The following is a 19,363-nucleotide window of genomic DNA, read 5'->3' on the forward strand; positions in this document are numbered from 1 at the left end:
GATTTTAGTGTGGAAAGAGGGTTAAAGAGAACCCTCCTCTATCACCTTAGTCAGTGTGGAAAAATCAGCACCATCTTCATACACCCATTCATAACCAGTTTGTGACCAACCTGGGAATGGATCAGGTAACATTTTTCCAAAAGTAACTTCAATTTCTTTGAACTTCTTTTTCTTTCTAACTTTACGATAGCCTTGAGTAAATAAAATCTTTGCTCTAAGGGCTTCAAAAGAGTAACCACGACCAACATGGTTCATTGTCTTAATTAATCGATTAAGGGATTCTGTATAAGCGTTTGTAATGGGGGAATTGAAATAGTTGAATATTTCTTCTTCCCAATTTTTCATAGCCTTAAACAGATCCTCAAAATAAGTTATCAGTTCTTTAGGTACATTTGAAACCTAATTTTGATAGAGTTTATAGGCATCGTTAATTGATTCGGCTTCATAGATGTCAAAGAATTGCTTTTTAAGTTCATAAGCCTGTCCGAGTAATGGAAAGTTTTGAGTCCATACTTGTAGCTTTATTTGGTCATCAAAGTCTGTTAAGTCTTTACTTCTTGTAAGAAGGACATAACGATCTCTCATAAGTTGTCTACGTTCTTTGACTGTAACATTTTGACGGTTAGCTTTTCGGATTTTCTCTAAGGCTTCATTGGCTAATTTAACAACATGGAATTTATCAATTACAATTTTGGCATGTGGTATCATTGTATTAACAGCACTCTTATAAGGATTCCACATATCCATTGCTACAAGTTCAATTTTATCAATATCTTGGAGCTTTGAAAGGTAACTGATAACAGTATCTTTATTACGTTTTCGTAATATGTCAATTACTGACTTGTTTTCTACATCTGTAATAACACAATTATAGTTTTTAAGTAAATGGACTTCATCAATACCAAGCCATTTAGGAGTTCTAAAATCAGTTTGAGCTTCAAGTTCATCAACGTAGTCATTAAATATGTTTCGTACAGTCTTTTCGTCAACGCCAATCTCTTCAGCAACACTGGTAAAAGTTTTTTCAAGACTTGCTTCTTGAATCCAATTTATTAGCCTATTTGTAACAGAACGATTGATATCTATATCTGTTAGATTTTCAAAAAATGTTTCTTTACATTCCTTACATTTATATCGTTGGCGATTGACATAAATACCAACACGTTTTGCGTGCATTGGTAAATCGAAAAATAACTGTTTCTTTTTACCATGCTTATATAAATTTGCAATGGTACCACACTTTGGACAGTAGGTGGGTGGCGGTAAAATAGTCTCAACTAAGAATCTATAATCAGATTCGCTTTCATACATATCAATAATTTTAAAACTTGGTAGGTTAAGCATATTTTGGGTCATTTTTTCATTTTCCTTTTGTAACATTTTAGACAATAAACAAAAAGCATTACTTGATGATTAGAGTAATGCCTTTTTCTGTTAAGTATTCAATTTTTTGATCGCTGTCCTTACTATTATGGCGGGACAATTTTATATACTTTTTACTTGTTTCTCAAGTATTCATTTTGTAGAATTCCCATATGAATGATGTCATGCCATTCACCATTTCTAAATAGACTCTGTCTACTATTTCCTTCCACCTGGAAACCAATTTTAGTGTACAAACGAATAGCTCTATCATTGAATGAAAATACTTTAAGGGAAACTCGATGGAGGTTCATTTCGTAAAAAACATAATCCATCAGTAATTTCAAACCCTCTGAACCATAGCCTTTTCCCCAATATTCCTTTTCCCCGATATCAATAATACATTCAGCATTTCTATTTTTATAATCTATGTTGATTAATGATACAATGCCAATTGGTATTTCTTTCCCTCTTTCAACCATGATATAGCTTTTGGCTGTAGGCGATCCCAAAATAACATGATCAACAAATTCTTTAGTTGCTTCCATCGGATAAACATCCAAAGATGGGTTGGTTGAATGCATAACTTCCAAATCATTTCGCCACTTGTTATAAAGTTCTGTATCTTCCTTTGTCATCTTTCTTAATCTCATTCTTGAGGATTCAAACAACATAACAATCACTCCTTATTTGCAGATTTTGGATTAATTAATATTTCTAAAGTGAAAAGTAAAACAGATAATTGCTCCTTTACTTTTGTTTGTTCATGTCCCAGTTGAAACGTGTCTAACATCAAGCCGTCTATAAATGATACAAGATACCGTGCAATAGAACGAGTAGATTGTTGAGGTCTAAATTCTCCTTTACGTTTGCCTTCATTTAATACTTCTTCTATAGCTTCAATAATTCGATTGTAGCGTTCAGAAATGTAAGGAAAATTATCTTTATCATTTGCGTAATTAGATGACAAAAAGAATTCCGCTCTTGCATAGAGCAATGTTTGGTCAATTCTCTCAATATATAATCGCTGTTCTTCAACCCAGTTTTTTAATTGTAGCCATATTGAACCTTCATCAGACGACACAAAATATTGAATGTCTTTTTGGTCATCATATTTTAAGACTTCGAGAAAAACGTCTTCAATATTATCAAAGTAACTATATAATGCACCTCTTGAGATTCCAGCTTTGTCCATAATGTCTTGCATAGATGTGTGAACAAACCCTTTTTTAATAAAAACTTTCTTGGCTGTTTCTACTAATTCTTTTTTTCTCTCCTTTTTATATTCTTCGCTAACTTTAGGTGCCATAAAGCCACCTCCATAATAATTGATAAGAGACACACCAATAAACTATACACTAATGTCGTTTTACAGCATCAATTATAACGACATTAGTGTATAGTTTCAAGAGTTGTGAATATTATTTTGTAAATAAGGTGGGGAATTTATTCATAATCGGTGTGTTAAAATGAGCAAAACAATTGAATTGTTGTAATGTAAGTTAGTTGTTTTTTACTTTCAAAAATTCTATTGTGCTTCCACACTAAAATCCGAATACCCAAAAATATTAAATATATTGCTGCTGCTACTAACGCGCGCGAAGAACCAACTGGCGGGGTGCCTACAACCGAAATCGTTCAGCTGCCCAATGGGAGTGTGGGACAAATACCAGGTACTTCTTTGAGCGCTTATGAGCAGATACGCAATCGTTACATGGAACTTGCTGGTATACGTGGCTTTGATGTAAGCCCTAAAGATCGTGGATACATCATGGAATTGCTCTCTTATGACATAGACATTGAAAAAGCGCTTAGTTGGCTGGAAGAGTGTTTTGCTGAGTTCAATCCAAAACATTCAAGAGACAAGATCAACAGCTTTGGGTACTGTTTGCCTAAAATCTTAGACCATCATTTTGCAGAAAAGGAAGCTGATAAGAATGGCCAGAAAGTTTACCAGTATCGCAGACGTGATGGCCGATCTGCAAGCAAAGGTAAATCGGTGGAACAAGCCTACCGAGAACTTGAAGAAGCCAGAAGAGCTTGGGGCGGCTGAATACGAGTGTGCCATTTGCAGAGACACGGAGTTAGTGTATTACCAAGAGGCAGCCACCAACGGCTTGCTATATGAATTTGCCAAGCCTTGTGAATGCCGTGAGAGAAAAGCATGGAAGAGGCGATTTAAACAATCCCTGATTCCAGAGGAGTTTACCCAAGCGAACTTTGAAAACTATGAAACCTCATCACCGGTTCAGAGGGACATGCTGGAGCTAACAAAGAGGTATAGGTCCTTGTTCAAGATCAGCAAGCAAGTTGATGAGAAAAAGAAACGCATTCCAGCTCATAACTTTGGACTGATTGCCGTTTTTGGAGAACAGCGACTAAAAGAAATGCCCTCTTCAGAGAGAGCAGTGTTAAAGCAGCAGCATAACAACTTCGGGATTAGCAAAACACACTTGCAGATAGCTTTATCCAAGCAGTTGATCAAAGAAGGATTTAACGTACTCGTTGTTTCAGATGTTTCGTTCATGGAAGAGCTTATGCAAGCGAAGAAGATGGATGATGAGGGAGAAACTAATTATCGTCTCTTAAGTGGTGCTTTATCAGCGGATGTACTCATTTGGAATGACATCGGGAAAGTGAGTTGGACAGAGGCGCGTGAACGGATGTATTACACAATCATTAACGAACGATACCGCAAGCAAAAGCCGATTGTTTTTAACAGCAATGAAGATCGAGGGACACTTGCCGACAAAATTGGATATGCAGCGGCAAGTAGGTTGATTGGAGAATGCGGAGAGTATCTGTTAGAGGCAGAAGGAGTAGATTGGAGGTTAAAACGATGATGTGCAATTTATGCAACGGTACTTATGTAGTCACAAATGATATTGGATTTGGGTGGATGAAGCAGCCTTGTCTCAAATGCGGTCCAATGCCGGAAGAGATTTGGAAGAAGAAACATGCGAGTTTTAAAAAGAGATTGCATGAAGCTATGCGGCAAGCTGAACTTGTTGGGAAGGATGCAAGTTGAGAAAGGCGAGGTCAAAATATGGCTCTAAGAAAGTGGTGGTGGACGGCATCACTTTCGATAGCAAAGCCGAAGCGAGGTATTATAAGCATCTGAAACGGCTACAGGCGAATGATCAAATTCTCTTCTTTCGGACTCAGCCGCGGTACTTGCTCCAAGAAGCTTTTACGAAGAATGGGGTCCTCCATGAAAAAATTGAATATGCAGCTGATTTTGAAGTGCACCACAAGGACGGAAGTATCGAAGTGATAGACATCAGGGAAGCAGAGACTGAAGCCTTCAAAATCAAGCGGAAGTTGTTTGAGAAGAAGTATCCTCATACTTTGAGTTTGCTTACATATAGTCCTGATCATGAGGGGTTTTTGCCAACGAAAGAGTATCGAGTTTATGTGAGGAAGAAAATGAAGATGAGAGGGAGAAAGCGCGTTAAGGATATACATTGATAACAGGAAGAAGAACAAACGCGGCACTGAGTCGTAATAGACGCAAAATGCGCCATAAACGAGAAAACACGAACATCGAAAAAGATGTTCGTGTTGATTAACTATTCTTCCGTTGCTGTATTTCCCATTGCGATAGAAATTCTATTCCAGCTGTTGATTTGATTAATAATAAGAACAAGGTCAACATATTGTTTCTCGTTATAATGTTCACGTACTCGCTGATATAGGTCGTTTGGAACTCTTTTGGTAGGAATTAGAGTAATGTGTTCGGACAGTTCGAAAGCAACTTTCTCTTCAGAAGAATAAAAATCACATTCATTCCAAGCACTTAAACAGTAAATGCGTTTTTCAGTTTCACCCATTTTCCGAGCATCGCTTGTATGCATATTTAAGCAGTATGCACAACCGTTTATTTGAGAGACCCTTATTTTTATAAGCTCTCTTAGCTTTCTGTTGATAGAAGATTTCTTGGTGTATTTCTCCATTTGCATCATAATATCCATACCTTCTGAGCCTACATTGTAATAGTCTAATCTTTTCAAGTTTATTCACTCCTTTACATTCATAAATTAACTATAAGCGATTTCGAACATACGTGCTAATGGTAAGGCTTGGAATTAGTAGGTTGTATCTCGTAAATAGGATTTTTTAGAAAGCTATGTCGTAGTTCGTTGAAAATGTGAAGGAGTGTAATAAACATAAAAAAATCACCTATTAGGTGATTAAGCTGGTTTGACCACTTTGAGTTCTCTAAGAATTAGTAGAACACCGACTCCATACGAAATCGAAATGGCCAAAGGGACTAGATTAAATGCGAGTTCAATAAAGAACCCGCCTAAGATGAAAGAGGATATACAAGCGGCAAGAGTGACAAATAAGTAAGCTTTGCTTTTGTAAATCCACATATAGGGCAGAAAGTGAGATCCTGCTAATAACCCGATGGTAAAAGGGATATATTCAGGGATGTGCGTATACACGATGATAAATACAGGTATGTAAAATGCTTGTATAGCTGCAACCATTCCACCTAACGTACCTAATGGATTATCACTAGATAAAAGATTAACATTCACTATTTTGCCTAGTAGGACTCCAAATGGGAAAATGACACTTAATCCAAAAATCCATATAAGAGATAGGGTCTTCGTTGGAAAAAATAAGGGCATAAAGGCAAATAATAAAAAGACAATAGCGCCGGATAATAAAATAGGATAGCCCTTCTTTCCAGTAAAGATGATATCAGTTTGTAATTGTTCAAGTGTTCGGTTCATATATGTATGCACTCCTTTATAGCGAATTACCAACTTCTACAATTTAACAGTTTTTCAATGTATTTACTACTATTATTTTATTCAAGATAACTATAATGAAAAGGTTTATGCATAGTACGTGGAAAATTTTTATCTACTTTAAATTCCTTCGACAGCTCAAGATAACTTTTTGCCCCATCTAGATAACGTAAAACAATCTGTAATTTTTCTTCTGCATTAAATTTAATCACAAAAACACCCCGTAAATGTTAATTTGTGTCTAACATTTACGGGGCAGTTCATGTTAAAACGAATATCTTTATAAGGTGCAAAATCATTTGTTTTAGGACCCATATAGAACTCATCCTTTATATCTTGAAGGATAGATGCAAACTGATTTCGTAGTAGTGTTTAATGTGTATTGTGGGTAACTGGCAGCGCATCAATGAGAAGAATCATTTGAAATAGTGCCAATGAATGAAACAAAGTAACATAAGGAAGTGTAGTCAACGAATAGCTTTAGTTTAAAGAAGAGTTGTTGACGAAACTGGTCAACAACCCTCATTTTTCATCCGAATTAATCAGAATTCACACACATTAAACCTTGACACAATCGTATTCCTAGAGTGATAATAAGAATTAACTTGAATAGTGTATCCTTCGGGGCGGGGTGAAATTCCCCACCGGCGGTGATGAGCTAATGCTCTTAGTCCGTGACCCGTGTTCGTTTTCGAACCGGTGGATTCGGTGAAATTCCGAAGCCGACAGTGATAGTCTGGATGGGAGAAGGATGAAGTATTTTAAAAACAGGTTTTAAAATGCTTATTTGGCTATGCCTTTTGCGCCCCGTATATATTATATATACGGGGCTTTGTTGGTTTATTGGCTGTAAACCATTCATTGGACGAAAATATTTAGGAATCGAGAGAGGACTAGCGAAATGTTAAAGGAACAGTATATGGAGTTAGCCCTGTCGCTTGCGGAAGGAGTGAAGGGACAGACATCTCCGAATCCGCCAGTCGGTGCGGTGGTCGTGAAGGACGGCCGTGTCATCGGAATGGGCGCCCATTTGAAAGCGGGCGAAGCCCATGCGGAGGTTCATGCTCTTCGTGCGGCCGGAAAGGAAGCGGCCGGTGCCGATTTATATGTAACATTAGAGCCTTGTTCACACTATGGAAAGACGCCGCCATGCGCGAATTTAGTAGCTTCCTCTGGGATTAAGAGGGTATTTATCGCGACGGTGGACCCGAATCCTAGAGTGAGCGGAAAAGGCGTGCAGAAGCTGGAATCTGCCGGAATTGAAGTAGAGATTGGAGTCTGCCGGGAAAGAGCAGATCGCTTGTTAGAACCGTTTTTTCATTTTATTCAGCATCAAACCCCATTCGTCACAATGAAAACAGCCATTACAGCCGATGGCAAAACAGCTGCCTACACAGGCCATAGCCGCTGGATTACTGATCAGCCGGCAAGGGAAGATGTTCATTGTCTCAGACATGAGCATGACGCGATCCTCGTCGGTGTCAATACCGTTCTTCAGGATAACCCTCTCCTGACCACCCGTTTGCCCCACGGAGGAAAACACCCCATTCGAGTCATTTTAGACACGCATTTACGTATACCCATCACAGCAAATGTTATTGAAAACAAAGAAGCCGATACGATCATCGTTTGCGGTAGTGAAGCCTCTCTAGACAAAGAGGAAGCGCTTATCGCGGCTGGCGCTGATGTGATTCGCCTGGAGACGGCCGATATTCATATCCCGCTTCTTCTGGAAAAGTTAGGAGAAGAAGAGATCATGACGCTGCTTGTCGAAGGCGGGGGCGAAGTGAACGCTTCGTTCTTTCAGGAGAAAGCCTTTCAACGAATCGTCATCTATATGGCACCTAAATTGATCGGCGGCAAAATGGCGCCCACCCCATTTGCGGGAGAAGGCTTCCCGACGATGGATGAGTCCATCCAGCTAGTGTTTGATAAGGTGGAGATGATTGGACAAGATATTAAGATTACAGCTTCGCGGAAGGAAGGGTAACCATATTGTTCACAGGCATAATTGAAGAAATCGGCATGATAGAAGAAGTGCTTGCCCAAAACAAATCGATGCAGCTGACCATTACGGCTCACAAGGTGCTTGAGGATGTCCGGCTCGGGGACAGCATTGCGGTCAATGGAGTCTGTTTAACAGTTACAAGCTTCACTTCCGAACGCTTTACAGTTGATGTGATGCCAGAAACGTTTCGGGACACATCCCTCAGCAGGCTCAGCCGGGGATTGAAAGTGAATTTGGAACGGGCCATGGCGGCAAACGGCCGTTTTGGCGGCCATTTCGTTTCCGGTCACATCGATGGAGTCGGTGTGATTACCGGGAAAAAGCGCGTGGAGAACGCACTTTACATTGATATCCAGTATTCAGCGGAGCTTTCTCCATACCTGATGCCTAAAGGCTCCATAGCGCTCGACGGCACGTCATTGACCCTCTTTTATGTATCTGAAAAAGAGCTGACCATTTCGCTTATTCCCCATACACAAGAGGAGACGATTCTAGCGGAGAAGGCGATTGGTGACCTTGTTAATATCGAGTGCGACATGCTTGCAAAATATGTAGAGCGGATGCTGAGTCGCAAGGCGGAAAAGCCGGCTTCTAACGTAACGATGGACTTATTGCAAAAACATGGCTTTGCTTAATAAAACAGACGGGGTGAAAAAGATGTTTGCATCCATAGAAGAAGCATTGGAAGATTTAAAAAAAGGAAAAGTCATCATCGTCGTGGATGATGAGGATCGGGAAAATGAAGGTGATTTTGTCGGCTTGGCCGACTTTGCGGATGCCGAGATGATCAATTTCATGGCAAAGGTTGGGCGCGGTCTCATTTGCGTACCGGTAGAAGAAGAGAAAGCGAAGCAGCTTGGGTTGAACATGATGGTCGATCACAATACCGATAGCCACGGCACGGCATTTACTGTCAGCATTGATCACGCATCCACCCATACGGGAATCAGCGCATTTGAACGGGCGGAAACGATACAGGCAATGATGAAAGAGGATGCGGCGCCGGCTGACTTTAAACGGCCCGGGCATATTTTCCCGCTGGTCGCTAAAAAGGGCGGCGTTTTAAAGAGAGCCGGCCACACAGAGGCGGCAGTGGACTTGGCGTTGATTGCCGGTCAGCAGGGCGCGGGAGTGATTTGCGAAATTATGAAGGAAGACGGAACGATGGCGCGGCTTCCCGACTTATTCGTACTGGCCGAAGAACTTGATTTAAAAATTATTACGATCCAGCATTTGATAGAGTACCGCCGCAAGAAAGAAGCGCTTGTTACCCGGGAAGTAACTATCGAGCTGCCGACCGAATTCGGGCATTTCCAAGCGGTCGGCTATACGGAAAAGCTGACAGGCAAGGAACACGTCGCCCTTGTTAAAGGAGAAATCGATGAAGAGGCTCCTGTACTTGTTCGGGTCCATTCTGAATGCTTAACGGGTGATGTCTTCGGCTCCTGCCGCTGTGATTGCGGCCCGCAGTTGCATGCTGCACTTCAGCAAATCGAAGAGGAGGGCCGGGGCGTGCTGCTTTATATGCGCCAGGAAGGCCGCGGGATCGGTCTTATTAATAAACTAAAGGCATATAAACTGCAAGAGCAAGGCTATGATACAGTAGAAGCAAATGAGAAGCTTGGTTTTGCGGATGATTTGCGTGACTATGGCATTGGCGCCCAAATTTTGCGGGATCTTGGCATTAAAGAGATGAAGCTGTTAACGAATAATCCGCGCAAAATTGCCGGCCTGAAAGGGTACGGGCTTGAAATCGTCGACCGGGTGCCTTTGGAAATGCCGCCGAAGGAAGAGAACCGCCGTTATTTAGAAACGAAAATCACGAAATTAGGTCATTATTTAACTATTTAATCAGGGAGAGAAGAACATGAGCAGAACATTTGAAGGAAATTTAATTGGCACAGGACTGAAAGTGGGCATTGTTGTGGCTCGGTTTAATGAGTTTATTACCGGCAAACTGTTGAGCGGAGCAGAAGACGCCCTGCGCCGCCACGGGGTGGAAGAAGACAACGTGGACATTGCCTGGGTGCCGGGCGCGTTTGAAATCCCGTTAATCGCCAAAAAAATGGCGGACAGCGGCAAATATGATGCAGTGATTACACTTGGCACTGTCATTCGCGGATCGACTGCCCATTTTGAATATGTCAGCAACGAAGCGACTAAAGGCGTGGCACAAGCGGGCATGCAGTCAGGTGTACCGGTGATCTTCGGAGTATTGACAACTGATACGATTGAACAAGCGATCGAACGAGCTGGAACAAAAGCCGGCAACAAAGGCTGGGAGGCTGCTGCGACAGCCATTGAAATGGCTAATTTAGTAAGATCTATTGAAGGATAATGAAAAGACCGCCGCCTCCTTGGAAGGCGGTCTTTTTGATGAGGCTTGTTCTTATGAAGGGGCTTTGGTAAAATACCTTTTGTGGCTAGGCTGGTTGACCAGCTCTAGCGGGTAGGGAGAGGGCGCTGTACGAGAGGTACATGTAAGATGAAAAAGAGTGGAGGTTTTTTTCAGTTAGCTGATCATGACACAACAATGAAGCGGGAGGTTACCGCCGGGATCATCGGCTTTTTTACGATTATTTATATCGTAGCCGTGAACTCGTTTATTTTGTCCGAGGCTGGCGTGCCGTTTGAGGGAGCTGTAGTAGCAACGATACTTGCCTCATCGGTCGGATGTGTGGTTATGGCATTTTGGGCCAATGCGCCGATTTTGCTTGTGCCGGGCATGGGGCTGAATGCCATGTTTGCTTACACCTTTGTCCAGTCAATGGCACTGAGCTGGCAGGAAGCGCTTGGCGTTGTTGTTGTATCGGGCGTGCTGTTCGTGCTTGTATCGGTCACAAAATTGGCCGACTGGCTGAATGCGTCGATTCCGCCGATTTTAAAGGAAGCCATTTCAGTTGGATTAGGCTTTTTTCTTATGCTGATCGGTCTTGAAAAAGGCGGGCTTGTCGTGCGGGGCGAGCATTCTATTTTAGCGCTCGGCAATTTGGGCGATCCGGCTGTACTGATTACAGTGCTGACGCTGATTGTGACGCTCATTGTGTTTTTAAAAGGCGTACCGGGCGGCTTTCTATGGAGTATCTTGTTTGGAACTGTTGCGGCGTGGGTCGCCGGGCTGTTGCCGGAAGTAGGAGACGCGTCCTTTTCTGTTGCTGTATACAACGATGTATTCGCCGCGTTTTCATTGTCTGACTGGCTATCGGTGCCTTTTTGGTCTGCTGTGTTTTCGCTGACCATGGTACTCGTGTTTGAAAATGTCGGTTTAGTCCATGGCCATACAGAATTTGCCGGCCGTCCAGATAAATTTAAAAGAGCGCTTCAGGCTAATGCTTTTTCTTCATTTTCTTCAGGGATCTTCGGAACGAGTCCGACCGTGTCTACGGTGGAAAGCTCCGCAATGATCGCTGCAGGAGGAAGAACAGGGCTGACTACACTGACCGCAGGCATCTTGTTTCTGCTTTCAGTTTTTGCTATTCCCTATATGAAGCTGATTCCGGATATGGCGATTGCTCCTGTGTTAATGATGATCGGCAGCTTGATGATCCAAAACATTCGTCATTTGGATTTAACCGATTTAACGGAAGCAGTGCCGGCTTTGTTCATTATTGTGATGATTCCGTTTACGTATAGCATTGCGGATGGCATTGCAGCCGGCTTTATTTTATATCCGCTGTTAAAGGTTGTCATGGGCAGAGGGCGCGAGGTATCGAAGCTGCTGTGGATTGTTTCCGTGCTCTTCTTGCTGAATTTTATTGTGCATTATGCTTGACAACTATGACAAAAAGCACACCGCTATAGACAAGTGGTGTGCTTTTTTTGCCGAGAAAACTTACTCGCCTACTTCCTTATTGACCCATTCCTTGATGAAATGGATCATTTTCGAAATAGCGGGCGTAGGGGCATGCTTTCTCGTATTTGTCAGAATGCCTACTTTTCGTGATAAAGGAATTTCAACCGGTCTAGTGGCAATGCCGTCCAGAATTGTACTGTTTAACAGCAGGCGCGGCAGCAGGCTGATCCCTAAATTATGGCGGATCATGGCAAGAATCGTTTCGTCCCCTCTGATTTGATACGTGATCCGCGGCTGGATGCCTTCCTTTTTTAAAAAATTGTGCACCTCGAACAAGGAATCCGGGTACGGCAAAATCCATTCTGCTTCTTTTATCGCTTGTAAGCTGATGATATTGGCTTGCGCCCATTCATGCCTGGTGCTCATGACCGCAACGATCGGGTCCTCCAGCAAAAAGCGGAAATCCCATTTGTGATGATGAGAGGAGCCGATGGCAAAATCGATTGTATCCTCCTCCAGCCAGTCGTCTAACTCTGATGCATTGCCCTCATATAATTGGATTTCAATAAAGGGATGGCGCTGTTTAAATTCGCTGACTATCCGCGGCATCCAGTTGGTGGCAATGCTAATATAGGCGCCGATGCGGACTTTCCCGGTTTCCATCCCATTAATCCCGTCAACCGTTCCCAACAATTTTTCATAGCCTCTTTCAATCTCTCTCATCGCCTGTAATACCTTTAAACCATTCTCCGTCGGCTTCACGCCATTTTTTTGTCTGACGAGCAAAGCAAAGCCGTATTCTTCCTCTAAGCTGCTGATCATTTGGCTAATGCTTGGCTGCGTGTAGTTTAACAGGTCGGCCGCTTTCGTTAAACTGCCAGTTTCCACAACTTTAATATACGCGAGGTATTTTTTTACATTCATTGCCGCCACCTCTAAGATATAAGATTTTATTATAATTGATATCAATTATATTTAGTTTACTTATAATTAGCCAGGGAATACAATGATCACAACTTCTACTTCATCCAGTTTTGGATATTGAGAAAAGGAGAGAAAGCAGTGAGTTACATTGTGCAGTTTGTAATCGGCGGCATGATTCTGGTAGCGGCCTCCTTGTTAAGTCAATCCAAATATTTGTTTCTCTCGGGGGTGATCACGCTGCTTCCTGTGATGACGCTGATTAACGTGAGCTTACAACTAAAGAATATGAACCTGAATGAGTTTCAAACAACGCAAAAAAGTGCTGTCTTCGGCGCTTTAGGGGCGGTCATTTTAGTAGCCGGCATCTTCTTGCTGACGCATTGGGTGAAACCCCTGCACGCGGTGATTGGCGCTTCTTGCATTTATTTGTTTTATATGGCTGGGTATTTAATCTTGTTCTCCGATAAAGTAAGTGCGTAATGCCGATGCTGGCGCCGGCTTCCTGAAGTGTGAGCGCAGCAGCAAGGAAAAGATAGACCGGCGTTTGATTTTTTTGTATGCTAATAGAAAAACATAAGTGGATTGTGGGGAGAAGACATGCAAATTGAATTAATTAAATGCCATGGATCAAGTAATGACTTTTTATTAATCGATGAATGGACAAATGGCTATTCTTTTTCCGAGGAAGACAGAAGGGATTTATCGATCGCCTTGTGTAACAGAGAGTCCAGCCTTGGAGCGGACGGCATTTTGTTTGTGATGGAAAGCGGGCGGGCTGACGCGAAGATGAGAATTTTTAATTCCGACGGCTCTGAAGCGTCCATGTGCGGGAACGGCCTGCGCTGCCTTGGCCGTTATGTGTGCGAGCTTCTGAAAAAAGATGAGATCGTTGTGGAGACGATGAAAGCAGATTTGCAGGTAACAAAAGATGAGGAGCTCTATGACGAGGTGCCGACGTATCGCGTGGAAATCTCACCGGTTTTGTTTGAGCTGTCCAGCCTGCCGATGCATATCGAGGGAAAGGACACATTGTTAAATGAACTGGTGCCTGCGCTTTCCGATTCAATCGCGTTTTCGGCGGCGGCTGTGCCGAACCCGCATTTAATTGCTATTGTGAATGAAGAGCAAATCGCTTCTGACGAGCAAAAGCAGATTGCGCAAAAGCTGAATGGCCCGAATGACATTTGCCCTGATGGCGTGAACGTCAGCTTCGTTCACCCAATTGAGCCGGGAAAAATTTATGTGCGCACCTTTGAGCGCGGAGTCGGATTTACGAATGCCTGCGGAACAGCGATGTCCGCGTCCAGCTTGATTACGTGCCTGCTTGAGAAAAATCAGCTGGAGGAAACCATTGAGGTATATAACAACGGCGGCAAGGTCTGCTGTGTGGCTCATCGCAAAGCAGATGGCGGCTATTGGATTGATTTAATCGGTAACGCTACCTACTTATACGAGGCGGCTGTGGAAATAGATCTTCGCACTCCGTCCGCTTTCGCTATTGCCGGGAAGCAGGAACGGACAGAGCAAGTTCAATATGAAAAACTGGGCAGTGAGGTAAAAGAATTTTTACAAAAAACGGTATTTGCCTAAACAACAAGAAATTCCAAGAGTGCACTCTTGGAATTTCTTTCTATCAAGGGGGACAGAGGAGGCGTATAAATGACGAAGGGCAAACAGGAAGTAGATCATCTTGAAGCGCGATGGCCGTTAATCACAGCTATGAAAGGTGGACAGGAGGTCACGTGGCTCAATGAACAAAAATCAATGAGCACAGAGGACCAGCTGCCTATCCAGCTGGAAGAAATAGAGGACGCAGAGGCCCGCTTAAGAAGGTTCGCTCCTTTTCTGGGAGCTGTTTTTCCGGAAACGAGGGATTCGGCTGGCGTGATTGAATCGCCTTTGCTGGAAATCGGCCGTATGAAAGCTTTTCTTGAAGCGTATCATCAGGAAAAGATCGAGGGACAATTATATATGAAAGCCGATCACCTTTTACCGGTCGCCGGTTCGGTGAAAGCGCGCGGAGGCATGTATGAAGTGTTAAAGCATGCAGAACAGCTTGCGATAGAGAATGGACTGTTATCAACAGAAGAAGATTATAGTAAACTAGCAAGCAAAGAAATGAGAAAATTTTTCTCCCGCTATTCACTTGCTGTCGGCTCTACAGGGAACTTAGGCTTAAGCATTGGCATGACAGGCGCAGCGCTTGGGTTTCAGACAACGGTTCATATGTCTATAGATGCGAAAGAATGGAAGAAACGACGGCTTCGTGAAAGAGGCGTGCAGGTAATTGAATATGCCGATGATTACAGCCGAGCTGTAGAAGAAGGCAGAACGCTGAGTGCGCAGACAAAAAACAGCTTTTTCATTGATGATGAGCATTCCAGGGAGTTGTTTCTTGGCTATTCAACGGCTGCCCTTCGTTTGAAAGAGCAGTTTCAGGAGCGAGGCCTTCTCGTGGATAAAGATCATCCATTGATTGTTTATTTACCATGCGGAGTGGGCGGCGCACCGGGAGGGATCTTTGCTGGGCTGAAGCGGGTGTTTGGCGAGCATGTGTATAGTTTTTTTGCGGAGCCGGTGCAAGCTCCGTGCATGCTGCTTGGATTAATGACCGGCCTGCATGACCGGATAGCTGTGCAGGATGCCGGTATTCACTTAGCAACAGAAGCGGACGGGCTGGCCGTCGGCAGGGCGTCCAGCTTTGTCGGCAGAGCAGTAGCGAATGATCTCGATGGGGTTTTTACTATATCGGACGATCAGCTATTTACGTATTTAGGACAAATGGCCAAGCTTGAGGGCGAGTACCTTGAACCTTCCGCTCTTGCCGGAGTAGAAGGACCTTTCCGGGCTAAGAGAAGCGGCTGGCTCGAAAGACACTTAACGGACGAGCAAAGAGCCAATGCTGTCAATCTCGTATGGTCCACAGGCGGAAGCCTGGTCCCGCAAGAAGAGATGGCAGCCATGATCCGCAAGGGAGAGCAGCTGTTTTCTCAATAAAACCGCTCCTTTTCTCTTTTGTTTAATCTCCTTTCATTCAGGTAAAGGAGAAAGGAAAGAGAAAATAGAGTAGTGGTGATCATATGGAGAACGTGATCCGTTTTTTTTCAGCCGACCATTTGATGGGCAGGCTGCTGCAATTCCTCCTGTTTGCAGCTATCATTATCATTGCCAAATGGCTCACGATGAGATGGCTAAATAGAAGAACAGGAGAACAGGACTCATGGAAGAGGGAACTGGTGCCGCTGCTTGGCACCACCTTGAATTGGCTCAGCTTTTACGGCCTGCTGTTATTGTTTCTATACTATTTTTCAAAGGAAAAATGGCTGTTTTACCCGCTTTATACATCGGGAGACGCCGAGGTCACTGTCTTTTTGATTCTTGTTGCGATTCTTACCGTATCTCTCGCCCAAAGGCTGGTGAAATTGTTTAACCGTCTGGTAATGAGCAGAGTCTACGAGTACTATGGATTGGAGAGCGGTGTCGCCTATACGTTCAACCGAATGATTTACTATACAGTCATGATCGTGGCACTGGCAATCAGTTTTGCCACAGTCGGGCTTGATTTAACAGCGGCGGCGGCCTTATTTAGCGTGCTGGGGATCGGGATCGGCTTTGGCATGAGAAATGTAGCCGGTAATTTCATATCAGGGATCATTATCTTATTTGAACGCCCGGTTGAAGTGGGTCAAGTGATAGAAGTGAATGGCAAATTTGGGCGGGTGGAAAGCATCAGACTCCGTTCGACCATTGTGAAAACAGCGACGGAGGGTTCCTTGGTGGTGCCTAATCAGTATTTCATTGAGCAAATTGTGCCAAACCGTTCAGGAGCCGAGATTGTAGCAGAAGTAGTCATAGAAGTAACATTTGGGCAAGATACGGAAAAGGTGGAGAGACTGCTGTATAGAGCAGCCGATAAAGTCATCGCCGAAAAAGAAATCGAGCCGCAGGGACCAACAACTGTCCGCTTTATCGATTTTCGCAATGAAGCAATGGTGTTTAAGGTAGAGGTGCCTGTACAGAATATCAGCATCAAACAAAAGATTGAAAGCCGGCTCCGCCATGCTGTTGCTTCCTTATTCCAAGAGCATCAAATCCAGCTCGCTTCACAGCCGATTGAAGTGAAGCGGCAGTAACGATAAGAAAGGTGTCCCTTTATGTGTTTAATTAACTTTTGTTTTCAGGCGCAGGAGCAATATAAATTAGTCATCGCTGCAAACCGGGATGAATTTTTCAACCGTCCGACCAAGCCGGCCCATTATTGGGAGGATCAGCCCGTTATTCTGGCCGGACGTGATTTGGAAAAGATGGGAACCTGGCTCGGGGTAACGAAAACGGGGCGGATTGCGGCGTTAACGAATTTCCGCGACCCTGCGGAACATACGGCAGGAAAGCGATCGCGCGGAGAAATCGTTCAAGCGTTTTTAACGGGAGCAGAGCTGCCTGAGACCTTTATGGACAATCTGCAGCGCCAAAAAGACGATTATCCGGGCTTTAACTTGCTGGCTGGTACGGCAGACGAGCTGTGGTATTATAACAATAAAAGCGATTGTAAAGAAAAAATCGCTCCCGGTGTTCATAGTTTGAGCAATGCGTTTTTAAACAGTCCGTGGCCAAAGTCCGAGAAAGGAAAGGCTTATTTAGAAGAGTGCCTGCATCGTGCTGAGGGTCGCCCGGCTGATTGTCTGTTTTCTTTTTTACAAGATGGCCGGCAAGCACCGGATGAGGAGCTGCCTCACACGGGTGTATCCCTCGATTGGGAAAGAAGGTTGTCGCCGCTCTTTATTAACAGTGAGGGCTACGGCACAAGGTCGTCGACTGTCGTCTTGGTTGATCGGAGGAATCGGGTGTTTTTTGCTGAAAGAACGTATGTCCAAGGAACGCTTAGCGGAGAAGCATCGTTTCAATTTGCAGTCGAACCGTTTTAAAAAAGAGCTGTCTTGCAAGCTAGTCCATGTTGGCTCGCTTGAAGACAGCTCTTTTTGCCGATCAGGCTGTACGGTTCTTTGTTGGTTGAGGGAGCAGACGGGCAGAAGCCAAGCGTTTGCGGACCTCAATTCCAATCCAGGCAGCAAGGAAGGCTTTTATAATGCCGCCGATAATGAATGGAAGGAATCCAGCCGCCAATGCCTCCATCCAGCTCAGTTCAGCAAAAATCTTCAGCCAAACCGTCCCGAAAGCAAGGTTAATCACCATACCGATCAAGTTAGCCGAAAAAGCCTGAGGCACAGTGGCCTTAGTTTTTTCAATATACCAGCCAATAAAGAACGCTGATAGGACGAAGCTGATAATATATCCGCCGGTTGGTCCAAAGATGATGCTCATTCCTGCCGACATGCCGGAAAATACAGGCACACCAACTGCTCCGACCAGCATGTACAACAGAGCGGACAGCGCCCCATATCTGGAACCGAGAATAGTGGCTGCCAAGCCGACTGCCAGCGTTTGCCCGGTAATCGGGACAAAGGGAAGCGGAATCGTAATTTGGGCGAAAATACCAATGATAGCCGCGAAAAGAGCGGCTGTCAGCATCATTCTTAATCGTTCATGTTGAGCAGACATTGTCAAGCCTCCAATCTATCTTTTAAATTTGTTAACTATATTTTAATTATAGATGACTAAATGTGTCAATTGTTTTTAGTTTCTGTAAAAGACAGAATCGATCGGCGGAAAAAAATAAGAGGGTATTCAGGAGACTTTAAACTAAAAACAGGTGGAGAAAAAGGAAGGATTTTTCTCTGCCTGTTTAGAATGAAAGCGGCGATTGCCTTAGAAAGCTTCGGCCAGAATGAAGATCTGTCTGTTTTGGAGAAGGAAAAGGGGCCGAACCAAAAAGTTATTTTTCGTAGTTTCTGGACCGGCCCTTCTTTAAGAAGAAACTGAAAAACGAGTCAACCTATCTTGCGAATCATGATTTTTCTGTACATCCCATTCATCAGGACCTTTTTCTCTTCAGTAATCGTCAAATGCTTATTGTTTCTGCGGTATAACTCTTCAAAATCCAATCCGATATCTGTTCCTAATAGTTGAATTAGCGGCCTGAGCAGTTTTTTTGGCAACGACAGCGTCTGTTCTTTCGGAATAAATTTATCAAAAATAACGATGGTACCTTCCTTTTTTAACACCCTCTCCATTTCTTTAAAGCACTTATCAGCATCGGGTACAACGGAAAGAATCAGGCTGGCAATGACATAATCAAATGTTTCATTTTCAAACGCCATATTTTGGGCGTCCATTTCTAAGAACTCAATGGAGGAATGCTTGAATTTATCCCGTGCCCGGTGCAGCATATCGGGTGAAAAGTCAATGGCCGTTACATTCAGTTGGGCTTGATCAATTAACTCTAAATCAGCGCCTGTTCCGACGCCGACAAATAGAACTTTTTGGCCGCTGTCAAAAGGAATATGCTCAAAGATTTGTTTGCGGGCTTGTAAGAAAGCCCCGGAATTAAAGATTTTATCGTACATTGGCGACCAGGCTTTATAGATGATCTTGTTCCAGGAATTATTCATACTTATCCCC

The 19,363-nt window shown here is 43.5% G+C and carries 21 protein-coding genes, 1 pseudogene and 1 riboswitch; of the genes and pseudogenes, 14 read left to right on the forward strand and 8 right to left on the reverse strand.

All coding sequences use genetic code 11. The features are described from left to right. Positions 1-21: 21 nt before the first annotated feature. The 3 genes and pseudogenes from BBA02S_RS01255 to BBA02S_RS01265 form a co-directional block, all read right to left on the reverse strand. Positions 22-1,380 (reverse strand): annotated as a pseudogene (locus BBA02S_RS01255) (ISL3 family transposase). Positions 1,381-1,496: 116 nt separating this feature from the next. Next, entirely contained in the window at positions 1,497-2,036 is a 540-nt protein-coding gene (locus BBA02S_RS01260) for a GNAT family N-acetyltransferase (RefSeq protein ID WP_041113652.1), read from the reverse strand. Positions 2,037-2,041: 5 nt separating this feature from the next. Further along, positions 2,042-2,671 carry a TetR/AcrR family transcriptional regulator gene (locus BBA02S_RS01265; protein WP_041113651.1) on the reverse strand — a complete coding sequence of 210 codons (630 nt, stop codon included), beginning with the start codon at positions 2,669-2,671 and terminating at the stop codon, positions 2,042-2,044. Between the two features lie 348 nt (positions 2,672-3,019). Here BBA02S_RS01265 and BBA02S_RS20505 point away from each other — a divergent pair, with 348 nt between their 5' ends. From BBA02S_RS20505 to BBA02S_RS01280, 4 genes are read left to right on the forward strand one after another with little or no spacing between them, the layout of a single operon-like run. Next, positions 3,020-3,415 (forward strand): hypothetical protein, encoded by a 396-nt coding sequence (locus BBA02S_RS20505; RefSeq protein ID WP_156477585.1) that lies wholly within the window; start codon positions 3,020-3,022, stop codon positions 3,413-3,415. Next, on the forward strand, positions 3,300-4,205 hold the full coding sequence (locus tag BBA02S_RS01270) for an ATP-binding protein (RefSeq protein ID WP_231557171.1): 906 nt from the start codon (positions 3,300-3,302) through the stop codon (positions 4,203-4,205). The genes BBA02S_RS20505 and BBA02S_RS01270 overlap by 116 nt, the downstream gene beginning before the upstream one ends. Continuing rightward, positions 4,202-4,390 carry a hypothetical protein gene (locus BBA02S_RS01275; RefSeq protein ID WP_041113650.1) on the forward strand — a complete coding sequence of 63 codons (189 nt, stop codon included), beginning with the start codon at positions 4,202-4,204 and terminating at the stop codon, positions 4,388-4,390. The genes BBA02S_RS01270 and BBA02S_RS01275 overlap by 4 nt, the downstream gene beginning before the upstream one ends. Then, the gene (locus tag BBA02S_RS01280; protein ID WP_041113649.1) at positions 4,387-4,830 is read left to right on the forward strand and encodes a DUF1064 domain-containing protein; all 444 of its coding nucleotides are present in this window, start codon (positions 4,387-4,389) and stop codon (positions 4,828-4,830) included. Before BBA02S_RS01275 ends, BBA02S_RS01280 begins: the two co-directional genes overlap by 4 nt. A 101-nt stretch (positions 4,831-4,931) precedes the next feature. On the opposite strand, the gene BBA02S_RS01285 is transcribed toward BBA02S_RS01280, so the two are convergent. Then, positions 4,932-5,333, reverse strand: a complete 402-nt coding sequence (locus BBA02S_RS01285) for a carboxymuconolactone decarboxylase family protein (RefSeq protein ID WP_052477296.1) — start codon at positions 5,331-5,333, stop codon at positions 4,932-4,934. 219 nt (positions 5,334-5,552) lie between these two features. Beyond that, on the reverse strand, positions 5,553-6,101 hold the full coding sequence (locus tag BBA02S_RS01290; protein ID WP_041113647.1) for a DUF7010 family protein: 549 nt from the start codon (positions 6,099-6,101) through the stop codon (positions 5,553-5,555). A 631-nt stretch (positions 6,102-6,732) separates the two neighbouring features. Next, positions 6,733-6,875: riboswitch (FMN riboswitch) on the forward strand. A 145-nt stretch (positions 6,876-7,020) separates the two neighbouring features. Between BBA02S_RS01290 and ribD the strand changes: the two genes are divergently transcribed. The 5 genes from ribD to BBA02S_RS01315 all read left to right on the forward strand — a co-directional run bounded on the left by ribD (position 7,021) and on the right by BBA02S_RS01315 (position 11,899). Beyond that, on the forward strand, positions 7,021-8,109 hold the full coding sequence (gene ribD / locus BBA02S_RS01295; protein WP_041096208.1) for a bifunctional diaminohydroxyphosphoribosylaminopyrimidine deaminase/5-amino-6-(5-phosphoribosylamino)uracil reductase RibD: 1,089 nt from the start codon (positions 7,021-7,023) through the stop codon (positions 8,107-8,109). A 5-nt stretch (positions 8,110-8,114) separates the two neighbouring features. Next, positions 8,115-8,762, forward strand: coding sequence for a riboflavin synthase (ribE, locus tag BBA02S_RS01300; protein WP_041096206.1), 648 nt, complete (start codon positions 8,115-8,117; stop codon positions 8,760-8,762). A 22-nt stretch (positions 8,763-8,784) separates the two neighbouring features. Then, on the forward strand, positions 8,785-9,978 hold the full coding sequence (locus BBA02S_RS01305; protein WP_041098010.1) for a bifunctional 3,4-dihydroxy-2-butanone-4-phosphate synthase/GTP cyclohydrolase II: 1,194 nt from the start codon (positions 8,785-8,787) through the stop codon (positions 9,976-9,978). A 16-nt stretch (positions 9,979-9,994) separates the two neighbouring features. Next, the gene (gene ribH / locus BBA02S_RS01310; protein WP_041096204.1) at positions 9,995-10,465 is read left to right on the forward strand and encodes a 6,7-dimethyl-8-ribityllumazine synthase; all 471 of its coding nucleotides are present in this window, start codon (positions 9,995-9,997) and stop codon (positions 10,463-10,465) included. A gap of 147 nt (positions 10,466-10,612) precedes the next feature. Further along, a complete protein-coding gene (locus tag BBA02S_RS01315) occupies positions 10,613-11,899 on the forward strand; it encodes an NCS2 family permease (protein ID WP_041096202.1) in 1,287 nt (428 codons plus the stop codon). 60 nt (positions 11,900-11,959) lie between these two features. Here BBA02S_RS01315 and BBA02S_RS01320 read toward each other — a convergent pair whose 3' ends face one another. Then, complete coding sequence (locus tag BBA02S_RS01320; RefSeq protein WP_041096200.1) at positions 11,960-12,844, reverse strand: LysR family transcriptional regulator; 885 nt, start codon at positions 12,842-12,844, stop codon at positions 11,960-11,962. A gap of 138 nt (positions 12,845-12,982) precedes the next feature. Here BBA02S_RS01320 and BBA02S_RS01325 point away from each other — a divergent pair, with 138 nt between their 5' ends. The 5 genes from BBA02S_RS01325 to BBA02S_RS01345 all read left to right on the forward strand — a co-directional run bounded on the left by BBA02S_RS01325 (position 12,983) and on the right by BBA02S_RS01345 (position 17,769). Further along, complete coding sequence (locus BBA02S_RS01325; protein WP_041096198.1) at positions 12,983-13,324, forward strand: GlpM family protein; 342 nt, start codon at positions 12,983-12,985, stop codon at positions 13,322-13,324. A 117-nt stretch (positions 13,325-13,441) separates the two neighbouring features. After that, complete coding sequence (gene dapF / locus BBA02S_RS01330) at positions 13,442-14,434, forward strand: diaminopimelate epimerase (RefSeq protein ID WP_041113646.1); 993 nt, start codon at positions 13,442-13,444, stop codon at positions 14,432-14,434. 69 nt (positions 14,435-14,503) lie between these two features. Next, on the forward strand, positions 14,504-15,841 hold the full coding sequence (locus BBA02S_RS01335) for a D-serine ammonia-lyase (protein WP_041113645.1): 1,338 nt from the start codon (positions 14,504-14,506) through the stop codon (positions 15,839-15,841). An 83-nt stretch (positions 15,842-15,924) separates the two neighbouring features. Next, a complete protein-coding gene (locus BBA02S_RS01340) occupies positions 15,925-16,977 on the forward strand; it encodes a mechanosensitive ion channel family protein (RefSeq protein WP_063441459.1) in 1,053 nt (350 codons plus the stop codon). Between the two features lie 21 nt (positions 16,978-16,998). After that, complete coding sequence (locus tag BBA02S_RS01345; RefSeq protein WP_041096192.1) at positions 16,999-17,769, forward strand: NRDE family protein; 771 nt, start codon at positions 16,999-17,001, stop codon at positions 17,767-17,769. Positions 17,770-17,830: 61 nt separating this feature from the next. Here BBA02S_RS01345 and BBA02S_RS01350 read toward each other — a convergent pair whose 3' ends face one another. Together BBA02S_RS01350 and BBA02S_RS01360 are read right to left on the reverse strand one after the other, a co-directional pair. Next, a complete protein-coding gene (locus tag BBA02S_RS01350; protein WP_041096189.1) occupies positions 17,831-18,403 on the reverse strand; it encodes a biotin transporter BioY in 573 nt (190 codons plus the stop codon). A gap of 329 nt (positions 18,404-18,732) precedes the next feature. Then, on the reverse strand, positions 18,733-19,353 hold the full coding sequence (locus BBA02S_RS01360) for a class I SAM-dependent methyltransferase (RefSeq protein ID WP_041113643.1): 621 nt from the start codon (positions 19,351-19,353) through the stop codon (positions 18,733-18,735). Positions 19,354-19,363 lie beyond the last annotated feature (10 nt).

Source organism: Bacillus badius NBRC 15713 (assembly GCF_001591605.1).
Taxonomy (GTDB): Bacteria; Bacillota; Bacilli; order Bacillales; family Domibacillaceae; genus Pseudobacillus; species Pseudobacillus badius.